8 protein-coding genes and 2 tRNA genes are annotated in these 12,497 nt (G+C 37.0%); 1 reads left to right on the top strand and 9 read right to left on the bottom strand.

Features of this window, described 5'->3' with window-relative positions; all coding sequences use genetic code 11:
• Nucleotides 1–55 precede the first annotated feature (55 nt).
• Nucleotides 56–1,120 carry a glycosyltransferase family 4 protein gene (locus tag EKM68_RS08040; protein WP_125589593.1) on the bottom strand — a complete coding sequence of 355 codons (1,065 nt, stop codon included), beginning with the start codon at nt 1,118–1,120 and terminating at the stop codon, nt 56–58.
• 57 nt (nt 1,121–1,177) lie between these two features.
• On the opposite strand from EKM68_RS08040, the gene EKM68_RS08035 reads away from it, so the two are divergent.
• Nucleotides 1,178–1,909, top strand: coding sequence for a WecB/TagA/CpsF family glycosyltransferase (locus EKM68_RS08035; RefSeq protein ID WP_125589592.1), 732 nt, complete (start codon nt 1,178–1,180; stop codon nt 1,907–1,909).
• 20 nt (nt 1,910–1,929) lie between these two features.
• On the opposite strand, the gene EKM68_RS08030 is transcribed toward EKM68_RS08035, so the two are convergent.
• The 8 genes from EKM68_RS08030 to EKM68_RS07995 form a co-directional block, all read right to left on the bottom strand.
• Nucleotides 1,930–3,324 (bottom strand): O-antigen ligase family protein, encoded by a 1,395-nt coding sequence (locus EKM68_RS08030; RefSeq protein ID WP_125589590.1) that lies wholly within the window; start codon nt 3,322–3,324, stop codon nt 1,930–1,932.
• 78 nt (nt 3,325–3,402) lie between these two features.
• On the bottom strand, nt 3,403–4,104 hold the full coding sequence (locus EKM68_RS08025; RefSeq protein ID WP_125589587.1) for a GntR family transcriptional regulator: 702 nt from the start codon (nt 4,102–4,104) through the stop codon (nt 3,403–3,405).
• 118 nt (nt 4,105–4,222) lie between these two features.
• Nucleotides 4,223–4,294: transfer RNA gene (locus EKM68_RS08020), tRNA-Gln, on the bottom strand.
• Nucleotides 4,295–4,299: 5 nt separating this feature from the next.
• Nucleotides 4,300–4,382, bottom strand: a tRNA-Tyr gene (locus tag EKM68_RS08015).
• A gap of 404 nt (nt 4,383–4,786) precedes the next feature.
• A complete protein-coding gene (locus tag EKM68_RS08010) occupies nt 4,787–6,262 on the bottom strand; it encodes a peptide MFS transporter (RefSeq protein WP_125589584.1) in 1,476 nt (491 codons plus the stop codon).
• 200 nt (nt 6,263–6,462) lie between these two features.
• Complete coding sequence (glpK, locus tag EKM68_RS08005; protein WP_125589582.1) at nt 6,463–7,968, bottom strand: glycerol kinase GlpK; 1,506 nt, start codon at nt 7,966–7,968, stop codon at nt 6,463–6,465.
• A gap of 88 nt (nt 7,969–8,056) precedes the next feature.
• A complete protein-coding gene (gene glpK / locus EKM68_RS08000; RefSeq protein WP_125589580.1) occupies nt 8,057–9,565 on the bottom strand; it encodes a glycerol kinase GlpK in 1,509 nt (502 codons plus the stop codon).
• 97 nt (nt 9,566–9,662) lie between these two features.
• Nucleotides 9,663–12,221, bottom strand: a complete 2,559-nt coding sequence (locus tag EKM68_RS07995; protein ID WP_125589578.1) for a YfhO family protein — start codon at nt 12,219–12,221, stop codon at nt 9,663–9,665.
• Between the last annotated feature and the right edge of the window lie 276 nt (nt 12,222–12,497).

Here is a 12,497-nt window from a genome sequence, read left to right as displayed (position 1 = left end):
TCTCCTTGATTTTTTATGTTAACAAAATTTACAGTATTTATTTTAACATGAATACTTAAAGTAAATTGTACCCTTTGTCGACTAATTCGGCTAATTTTTCAATTGAGTAATTCTCGCGACTCTCTTGATACAGTGCCAACCCCTTCTTATTCAAAGTATCACTTCTCCAGTCATTATACGCATCCTCTAAAGCCGCAATAAGCTCATCTTCGTTCTCTGATTCAACTAACCAGCCAGTATTATTATTGATGATCTTGTCAGTCGCACCAACATTTGTCGCAACTACGGGACGTCCATAATAAGCCGATTCTAAGTAAACCGTCGGCAAGCTTTCGGACTTAGATGTCAATATAGAGATATCGCAGTCTTCATAATAGTCGCCGGTGTTCTCCTTGAAACCAACAAATTCAACTTTCTCATCAATCCCCAGTTCTTTGACCATCTTTTGTAATTCTGACATCAAAGGACCATCACCAACCAGTGTCAAACGATAACTGAATTTAACCTTGCTCAAGGCATTCAATAATAGCTTGTGATTCTTAACCTCAACCAACCGAGCTACTTCCAAAATATTAAACGTATTATGCCTGATAGGAAGTGGATTAGACTTCGAAAAATCAATAGCATTGAAAACTTCAAATAACTTATCATCTGGAATTTTTAACTTCTCAAAGTAAGACTTCAAACTTGGATTCATGTAAAAAAGAAAATCCGCCTGCTTCAATGCATGAAGATTAAGCTTGAGCATCACCTTACCCTTTAATCCCGAAAAATCAATTCTTGGATCCGAATGAACAGTGATTGCCCACTTAGCATTGATTTTCTTATGGATCAACAAAACGATATAGTTGGCTCGAGGACCGTGGGTGTGAACAATGTCAATATTATTATTATCAATATATGCAATCAATGGCTTCAATATTGATAAATCAAAACGTTGCTTCTGAGGCATTACGGCAACTTGTAAGTTGTTTTCACGTGCCATCTTGGCAACCGGACCATCTTCAAAAGTTAGCAAACTAGACTCAGTATGAGTTAGTTTTTGTCCCTTCATCAAGTTAACAATATAAGTTCTTGCTCCGCCGTCTTCGTTACCAGCATTAATATGTAAAACCCGCATAGCACACCTCTCAAATTAATCTTTCTCGTGTATAATAATACAGTAAAGGAGAACGGTATGCACAAGAATAGAGTAAATATTTTGGGTACAGAATTTGACAATTATACTGAGAAACAATTTCATAAGTATTTGAGTGATGACATGGACGGTAGATCTAATCGCTTCATCGTTACACCTAATCCGGAAATTGTTCTTTCGGCCCGTGAGAATCGAGAATTTTCGAATATAATCAACAGTGCCGATTATGTTATTCCTGACGGTATAGGAATTATCAAAGGCGCTAAAACATTGGGCACTCCAATGCACGAACGTATTACTGGTTTTGATACTTTGATGTTTTTAATAAAAACTGCTAACAGAAAACAACTCAAAGTTTATCTTCTTGGTGCTAAACCAGAAGTTATTGAAGCTAGTGCTAAGCGTATCGAACGTGACTTCCCGCAAATTGACTTAGTTGGTTATCACGATGGATATTTCAAAAACGATCAAGAAATAGTTGATGACATTGTTGCTAAAAAACCAAATGTTATTTTAGTTGCACTTGGATCACCCAAGCAAGAATTCTTCATCGACAAGTATCGTTATCAAAATGACGCTATTTGGATCGGTGTCGGTGGTAGCTTCGATGTATTCTCTGGAACTAAGAAGCGCGCACCTAAAATATTCCAAAAGTTAAGTTTGGAATGGTTATATCGTCTACTGAAAGAACCAACTAGATTCGGACGTATGCTAGCTATTCCTAAATATATGAGATTAATAAAAGCAGAAAAAAAGAACTCGGAAAAATAATTTCCAAGTTCTTTTTATTTTTATTCATTTACACCGATCGTATAAGGATCATCATTCGTTCTTAAAAATATTCTTGCATTGAACATTGCATATGCCAATATCGAAACAAAGTAAATACTTACTGACGGTGCTTCAATTACATGTCCTGTCAGAAGTGCCATACCAAATCCTAATGCAACACTAGCAACCAATAAGGACCATTTGAATGACCACATGTACTTGAACTTCCTAAAGAACGCTCCTATCAAGTAGATCAAGCAATATATCAATGGCGCCATATAGACGATCGTACCTAAATATCCGAATTGGAAGAAGATATCAATGTAATCCATCTCAACCAACTTAGCATTCTTAACTTTCTTGAAGTTTGTTGCATAACCCATTCCAAAAATCTTTTGGGCAGGTGTTGCTTTCGAGAAATTGTGTGACGCATTTTCAAAGTAAACTGTACGGCCACTTAATAAATATGAAACAGTCTTATTAGTCTTAACATATTTCTCTTGGTCTTTAGTCAGACCTTTTTTGGTTTTAGCTTTCTTCTTCTTATACTTGATCATCTCACTGTGCAATTCTGCGGTCCTGGAGACCGCCATTGCTGGGTAAGCTAAGAAGATACCACCAAGCGTTATAACCAATATACCAGCTAAGAAAGCCATCAGCTTCTTATTAGCACCGTGTCTAAAGAATTGTATTACTGTAGACAAGATACCCATGCAAATTCCGAAGATCACAGCAATTAGTGAACCCTTAGTCCCGATTAACAAGGCGGAATATACTGCCAAGATAATTGTTATCCAATAATATACTCGTCTCCAAGTGCCAATTTTTTCTAGTGCATACCAAATCATAATTGGAAATGCGATTGAAACAATGGCACTCAATTCGTTAGCGGCATAGAACCAGCCACTCTCACCTAGTTTGTAGTATGAATACGAACTAAATGAACTACCAGTAAAGTGTGCAACTATCATAATGACACTGACAATATTGATCGCATAAAAAATTGCTTTGGGGAAGAATCTATTAATGATTCTATCTTCAGCTAATTCTTCAAATGCATAGAAATATCCCAATAACATTACAGGATAGTACAGACTCTTTGCTAGCGTTGTTAATTCTAGCGATGGAACAAAAAGTGTTTTTGCCTTAAAGTTAACGACTAAACTGATTGCCGACATTAATGCCAATATGACAAAGTAGCCGATTATCATGAAGCCTTTTTTATTATCACGATTTAATATTAAGTAGATCAGTAGATAAAGGACCGTTACAGCCATGACAATCATACGAATGAAAACACCAAATGTAACATTCATGTTCATTCGCATCATCAAACCCGTAATTGAATCCAATATCGGTTGAAATACGATATATAGCATCAAGAAGATACTATATTTTTTTACAAAGCTCTGCATAAGTGACTCCCAGCTAAATATTTTAAAACGGCTTGTTACTATATTACCTTAAATTACGTTGAAAAAAAATATTTGATCTTATCTTTCTAGATAAAATTCAAAACGATCTCCAGCGTATTGTGAACGAACATATTCAAACGGACGTCCGTCGTCTAGCGTTGTTACTTGACGTAAGCGTAGGATTGCTGAACCACGCTTTACTTTCAATAGTGTAGCAATTTTTTCTGAAGATAGCATAGCTGATACAGTCTGTGTAGCATTGCCTAAGCGCAAGCCGGCTTTATTCTCTAAGGCTTTGTACAATGAAGACGTTATGTCTTCCTTATCCAAATCGCTAACTATAGTAGTAGGAATTGTTGTCACTTCGAAACAAATCGGTTGATCATCAGCGTAACGAATTCTCTCCATTCGTAAAACTTGATCACCTTCAGCGAGCTTAAGTTTTTCCATTTCACTCATTGAAGGATCAGCGATGTGATATGAAACAGTCTTACTAGAAGGCCTCTTACCTTGTCCTTCAGTAATCTCGGTAAAACTAGTTGTACCGGACATTTTTTCTTGGACTTTACTGCTGGATACATAAGTACCTGAACCAACCTGTCGCTGTAAGATTCCTTCATCTACCAAAGTTTGAATTGCTTGTCTGAGAGTCATGCGGCTTACATCAAAGTCTTCAGCCAATTTGCGCTCTGAAGGTATTCTCTCCCCCACTGCCCATTTGCCTGATTCAATTTCTTTTTTGATTCGATTATGTATTTGAATGTAAACTGGAACTCTCATGTTTGAAATTCTCCTTTTGAGCCGTTAAGTGCTTTTATGCACTAATAGAATGATTATACCGTAGTTCTACTAAATAATAAAAAAAAGGACCGATAAAATCGGCCCTTTTTTGTAGGTATTGGGTTAGCTGGATTCGAACCAGCGCATGACAGGATCAAAACCTGTTGCCTTACCGCTTGGCTATAACCCAATTAATGGAGGGGAGTGGATTCGAACCACCGAACCCGAAGGAGCGGATTTACAGTCCGCCGCGTTTAGCCAGACTTCGCTACCCCTCCATGTCTTTGTCATTACTCGACTTAATAATATTACCGAAAATATTTAGACATTTCAAGTCTTTTTAAAACTTTTTTTAGATATTAATAATTAGTAGTGATATTCTCCTACGGACGGCAGGGATTCCACCTGCTGTGGGGTCACAGTACGGGCTTCCGACTCGACTTGAAGCCGCGAAGTTCACACGTCTACAAGTTCGACCCATGGCCTAAGCTGACAAAAAACGTCAGCTAACGCCATTTTCACAGCTAGTTACATTCCTGCCCTCCTCCGGATAAATTTGATTGTTATACCACAAACCAACGAACCGAACTCATAATAATATCAATTATAGATATACACTCAGGTTCTCATAATCTATATAAAAAAAGAACAGACCATGACGGTCTGTTCCTAAATTAAAATTCTAGTTAACACCTTGCATCAATGGCTTGATCTTAGGCACAAGTAATGCCAAGGCAACACCAACAACAAGAGTTACAACACCTGTAACACCAAAGAACATCATTTCATTACTTGGGTTACCGGGTTCGAATAATTTAACAAGTTGCGCATTGGCAGCTTGTCCAGCTGAATCGGCTAAGAACCACATACTCATCATTTGTGATGAGAAGGCCTTAGGAGCCAATTTAGTTGTGGCTGACAAACCAACTGGTGAAATCAACATTTCACCAATTTCAATGATTCCCCAACTTAGAACTAGCCATAGTGGACTAACTTTACCATTTGAACTTAGACCTACCAAAGGAATCATAAGAACAAAGTATGAAATGGCAGTTGCCACTAGACCCATCCAGAACTTAGAAGGTGAAGATGGTTGTCTCTTACCTAACTTAAGCCATAACCATGCAAATATTGGTGAATAAATGATGATAAAGAATGGGTTAAGCATCTGGAATTGTGGAGCTGAGATACTGAAACTAGAGAAGTGCAATTGTGTTTGTTCCGCAGCAAATAATGCTAGAACAACTGATCCTTGTTCCTCAATTGCCCAGAAAATAGCGGCAGCAATGAACAATGGAATATAAGCAACAACACGTGAACGTTCCACTTTGGTAACTTTTTTACTTGTAAGCATCATTACAAAATAACCTACAGGCAATGCAATACCAAGAACACTAAGAATAATAATGAAGTTATCAACTGTTAATGCACTGGCAAAGGCCATGATAGCAACAATAACGATCAAAGCGATAATACCATAAGTAACACGTTTGTAGAATTTCTTCAATTCTGGACCTGAGATTGGATCTGGAGCTTTCAAACTTGTATCTGGAAGATGTTTGCCATCCCACCAGTAAACAATAAGTCCGATAAACATACCAATAGCAGCTAATGAGAATCCAGCGTGGAAACTGAAGTTATGCCACATTGAGTTAACAGCTTGAGGCGCAATAAGTGAACCCAAGTTGATACCCATAACATAAATACTGAAACCAGAATCACGACGAGGATCGTCGTCTGTATACAATCCACCAACCATTTCAGAAACATTTGGCTTCAATAGACCAGTACCGATAGTGATCAATCCGATCGAAAGGAATAATCCAGCTTCCCCCAATGGGAATGACAAGGCGATATGACCAAGCATGATCAAGACACCACCCCAGAAAACAGTCTTTCTGGCTCCTAGGATTCTATCACTGATGTATCCACCGATAACACTAGACATATAAACCAGTGAACCGTAGATAGACATAACTGATGCGGCCGTGACTTGGTTCATTCCAAGTCCACCCTTATCTATTGCATAGTACATATAGAAAAGTAAGATGGCACGCATACCATAATAACTGAATCTTTCCCAGAATTCAGTTAAGAACAAAGTTCGCAGACCGACGGGTTGTCCGAAGAAACCTCGGTCTTTCTTCTTTTCATCCATTAAAAAATCTCTCCTCACATTACACAACGATAGGTTTATATTAAACTCTCAGAACACTTCTGTCAAAAGTTTTTTAATATTTAGTTCAAAAATGTTGTTATATCAACAAATAAAAATAAGAGCCCTTTAATGTGAACTCTTATTTATGGAAGTATAACTATGATTATTTTATTTAAAAAACAAGTTCTAAACAGCACTACCTACTTACGATGTTTGAATGCCATCGTAGCTGCAACAGCTTCACGCCATCCGTCATAGAGATCTTTACGAACAGTTTCGTCCATCTTTGGTTCATAAATTGTGCCAGTTTGATGGTTCTTTTTAATATCTTCCAAATCCTTCCAATAACCGCTTCCTAATCCTGCTAAGAACGCGGCACCTAAAGAAGTTGTTTCCAATTCAGAAGATACTTGCAATGGAATACCTAAAAGATCTGATTGAAATTGCATCAAATAATCATTAGCCGTCGCGGCACCATCGACCTTTAAAACTTCAATCGGAATTTCCGAATCAGAGCTCATCGTATCAATGATATCTTTAGTTTGATACGCAATAGCTTGAAGAGTAGCTTTAATGAAATCATCATCAGTTGTTCCACGAGTGATACCGAAGACTGTACCATGAGCCTTGTCATCCCAATATGGAGCACCCAATCCAGAAAAGGCCGGCACAACATAAACCTCGTTATGATTAATGGATCTTTTAGCGGCCGCATTAGTATCTGGAGTATGTTTGACGATCCTCATCCCATCGCGTAACCACTGTAACGCAGCTCCGGCAACAAAAATACTACCTTCCAAAGCATAAGTGATCTCACCATTGAGTCCATAAGCAATTGTCGTCAATAGATTATTATCAGACAATGCCGGTTTATTGCCAGTATTCATCACAGCGAAGGCCCCTGTACCATAAGTATTCTTAACCATCCCTGGTTCAAAAGCCATTTGTCCAAATAACGACGCTTGCTGTGATCCTGTCATCCCTGTAATAGGAACTTCAGAACCATAGAAGTGATAATTCTTGGTTACACCGAACAACTCAGAATTAGATTTAACATCAGGCAACATTGCTCTAGGAATATTAAACAATTCTAGTAATTCATCATCCCATTTGAGGTCGTTGATATTGTAAAGCATCGTCCGACTGGCGTTAGCATAATCTGTCAAGAAACTCTCACCGTCAGTCAATTGCCATAACAACCACGTGTTGATCGTACCAAACAACAACTCACCCTTTTCAGCACGTCCTTGTGCGCCATCAACGTGATCCAGAATCCAACGAATTTTTGTGGCTGAGAAATATGGGCTAACAATTAATCCCGTTTTCTTGTGAATCTCTTCTTCATAACCATTTTTGATCAAATCATTAGCGAGGTCTGAAGTTTGTCGACTTTGCCAGACAATAGCATTATGAATTGGCAATCCTGTTTTTTTGTCCCAAATCACAGTCGTTTCACGTTGACTAGCAATACCGATTGAATCGATTTGATCTGGTTTGATACCTGATTCGATCAAAGTAGTCGCAATTGTCGTCTGTACAGCATTCCAAATCTCTGTAGCATTATGTTCAACCCAACCAGGATTTGGCAATATTTGACGAATTGGATGACGAGAAGATGCAACCTTTCTACCACTATGATCAAAGATAATTGCTCTAGCAGTAGTTGTACCTTCATCGATTGCAAGTATATATTCTTTTTTAACCATTTTTATCCTCACAGCATCTAATAACACCAAAAAGGTTTAATCACTTACATAATTAAACCTTTCGTAATTATTAATTTATTAATTATCTCTATTTAATAGCTTTATGCTTAAACTGTCTAGTGGCACTAACTGCTTGTTGCCAACCTTCATACAAATAATCTGAGCGTTTCTTGTCCATTTCTGGTTTAAAAGTAGCCCCAGTAGCATAATCTTTTTTGATTTCATCTAAGCCTTTCCAGTAGCCAACAGCTAATCCAGCAAGGAATGCAGCTCCAAGAGCTGTGGTTTCCAAATCCTTAGCGCGTTGAACTGGTGTTTGTAAAATATCAGCTTGGAATTGCATTAAAAATTTGTTATTAGCAGCTCCACCATCGACCTTTAATGTCGGAATATCAATGCCGGTATCCTTTTTCATCGTATCAATAACATCACGTGACTGATATGCAAGTGATTGTAACGTTGCCTTAATGAAGTCTTCTCTAGTTGTGCCTCGTGTTAATCCGAAGACCGCACCACGAGCATCTGAATCCCAGTAAGGAGCTCCCAAGCCAGTAAAGGCAGGAACTACATAGACTTCATCATCATCGTGAGAACTAATAGCAGCTTCTTCTGATTCCGGAGCTGAATCAACTAACTTCATCGCATCACGTAGCCATTGAATGGCTGATCCAGCAACGAAGATACTACCTTCAAGTGCATAATAAACTTTGCCATTGATTCCATAACCAATCGTCGTCAACAAATTATTATCTGATAACTGTGGTGTCTCGCCAGTGTTCATCACAACGAAGGCACCAGTTCCATATGTATTCTTAACCATTCCTGGTTCGAAGGCCATTTGACCGAACAAGGCAGCTTGTTGGTCACCCGCCATACCAGATATTGGAACCTCTGATCCGTAGAAATGATAATCCTTAGTCTTACCGTAAACTTCTGAATTAGGACGCACTTCTGGAAGCATTACTTCAGGAATATTTAGAGCCTTTAAAATCTCCTGATCCCACTTCAGTTCATGAATATTGAATAGCATTGTACGACTTGCATTTGAGTAATCCGTAACGTGAGTGGCACCACCTGTCAGCTTCCATAGCAACCAACTGTCAATTGTTCCAAATAATAATTCACCTTTTTCAGCACGCTCTTGAGCACCTTCCACATGATCTAGAATCCAGCGGATCTTTGTTGCTGAAAAGTATGAATCAATCAATAATCCCGTCTTTTCGTGGATCATATCATCATAGCCGTCTTCTTTGAGCTTATTAGCAATATCTGTTGTCTGACGACTTTGCCAAACAATGGCGTTATAAATTGGTAATCCAGTTTTCTTATCCCAAATCACAGTCGTTTCACGTTGGTTGGTGATACCGATACCTTTGATTTGGTTTGGTTTGATTCCAGATTCAATAAAAACATTAGCAATCGTTGATTGAACAGCATTCCAAATTTCATTGGCATCATGCTCTACCCAACCCGGTTCAGGGAAATGCTGTGTAAACTCACGCTGAGCATCTGCGACCTTACTTCCTTGTTTATCAAAAATAATCGCACGTGTACTCGTAGTCCCTTCATCAATTGCCATAATGTATTCATTTGACATTTCTGCACCTCATCTCTTTATGTAAGCGTTTCATAGTAAAATCTTATAACATTTAGCTAAATATTGAAAATCAAAAGACTTATTTTATAATATTTAGCTATTTCATAAATATTTTACTATATTTTTTATTCAAATACTTATTAAATCGCAAGTAAATTGCAAAAATCAGCATTGACATAACTGAAATAATCCAGCCTAACTTCAAACCAGGAACTTGATATTTTAATTCTACCTTATGGTAGCCCTTATCTAAGTCTATCGCCATCAAATCATCAACAACTTTATGAATCTTAACTTTTTTCCCATTATCATAAGCACTCCAACCATTGTCATATGGAACACTCAACAATAGTGGTGAACTTTGTTTAACATTAATAGTTCCTTTAACGACATCGTGATTAAGATTTGAACTGACCTTCAATGAGTTATTCTTGAACTTATCAATCGTAGATTCGTATTCATCATAATCTAGTGAACGGAAGTAACTTGGATTTATTTCTAGCGGTTTGCTAGTCAATATTTTAACTTCAATAGATTCATTTTTCTTAAAATTACCGAGATCCATAACGGCTGCCTTTTGAACTTGAACTTGTGGAGTATTGAGACGTCGGCCATTAACATAGATTCTTGATGCATGATAATTGAATGGTGATACATAGAAGTATAACGGTCCAGTTGTTTCAGTTTTCAACTGATAAGTGTACATTGTTCGCTTTTTTACGTCATTTTGTGACATTGTCATAATAGATGCATTCTTTAAATATTGAGTTTTTGTACCATTCAATGATTGCCAAAGACGATTCTGATTGTCCAAAGCACGCTTTGAAATCATTTGGAAATCATAGACGTCTTTGTTAACAAGAAAGCCTAAAGTCGGTGCATCGTAATGCTCGTTAACAATATATTTATTATCCAATTGACTGATATTGTAATGAACTCCAAATAATGTATTAGTAATATTAGTTCCACCAAAGTAACTTATTCTTCTTACGTTGTAACTAAAATAGCCTAGATTGTTCATCATCGTCATTGTATCTTGATTTAGTGTTGAACTATAAAGACTCATTCCATTAATGTTAAACAGAACTGGATCGTTGTAATTATTGTATTGTTCAGGAAAGGCCTTGTTTAACCCTGACTTAGAAACAATAATCCGATGACCTGGAGCACTATTTTTTTTAACTTCCTTCAAAATATTATTCTCACGCTTATATTGGCGACTGTATACTTTTTGATTACCCAAATATGCAGTATCAAGTACAGAATTGAAATTTGCAAAAGATTCAAAAGAAATCATCAATAAAATAAGAATTCCAAAGTATTTATTTTTATTAAATAAGATTATTAATATTCCTGATACAATTATGCAAATCAAACTGAGCCAGAAATAATAACCATTGTAGGCATTATCAGGTGTTTCGTAATGCATTCTTTCAATGAGCTTAGGAATCAGCCATTCTGTCGTATAACCAATGCAAATCAATATTCCAGCCGTACAAGTGGCCTTAATAATTGCGACCTTATCCTTGAATACCCCTGCAGAGAATGCCTTGTGAGCAACAAAAATACAGACAAATGAAAAAATAAAACTATTTCTAAATGGAAATCCTGCCGGATTTTGGAACATGTGCCAGATAGTATTGAAAGTAGTCACAAACATACTTGCCAATAAAATCCCAATCAAGAACAGTGAATGGCTCTTGTCAGACTTTGATACACGGTTACTGAAAAAGTAACTAAGCAATAATATCAAAACAGTTGAAGTCATAAAGACTGACGGGCCATGATGCAGACGTTGAATAAATGTATTACCGCCAATCCCTAATTGTGTAAAAGCTTCCAGACCAAATCTCGCAGAAGGCAAATAGTTAAAACCATTAAACGAAGTCTTCGCAGTCTTCAGCATTCCTGCTAATGTAGGAACTAATACCACCGCCGAACTCAATCCTGCCAAAATTGATGTCGCCAAATAATTGGCGATAGTGACAAAACGAGTACGTTGACTCATTAAATTGTTTTCTAATGACAAGTAGATAAAGAAACAAACAGAGAAAATACAGAGCATATAGCCAAGATAGTAATTGAATATAATCGAAAATAATATCGAAAAATAATATAGAACATATTTATTCTGTTGAATAACACGCATGACACCAACTGCTACAATGGGCAACATGATCAATGCATCCAGCCACATCAAATCATAAAAATACGATGCTACGAAGCCACAAAAACTATAAGCTATCGTAAAGATATAGTTTGAAGGACGTGATTGCTTAAAATATTGTGTCAAAAAATATGCCATCGACACTCCCATGGCCGATATCTTTAGCATAATAATGACATCAGCTGCTACTGGTACCGCCTGAGCCTTGAATAATACTAATAACAGATTGAACGGTGATAGTAAATAATAGCTAATGATCGGAAAGAAATTATCACCCAGCGACTGACTGAATAAATACAAGTGCAAGTTTCCATTGACCAGTTGTCGACGTAACTCAGTCAAAAAAGCAATATACTGTGTTCCCAAGTCACTAGTTAAAAAATTATTATTTCCCAATGGAACTAAGCCATTTGACCAAAATATTAACGAAATAATAACTAAATTGATTCCAAAAGCACCTAAATAATATACGATACGATTCTTTTTCATTTTAAACTCCCCTGAAATCTTACCTAATTACTAGTATACAGTTAAATTGATTACATCAAAAAAGGCTTGCTTATGCAAGCCTTTAATTGTATATTCTGTCATATTTGAATACCTCTTTAATAGTTTTTAATTTGATCGTTTTTGTTTTTTTATTTTAGTTAAATAGTTTCTTTGCATTGTGGTTCTTAACCATCTTACCGCAAACAGTAGCGATTACTGATACACCGGCGATAGCTAGAAATGGATGTTTCTTCATGTGGTTCACCTCGTTTTAGA

The sequence above is a fragment of the Companilactobacillus jidongensis genome, assembly GCF_003946575.1.
Lineage (GTDB): Bacteria > Bacillota > Bacilli > Lactobacillales > Lactobacillaceae > Companilactobacillus > Companilactobacillus jidongensis.
Note: the sequence above shows the minus strand (reverse complement) of the source record. Positions and strands in the feature narration are given on the sequence as shown.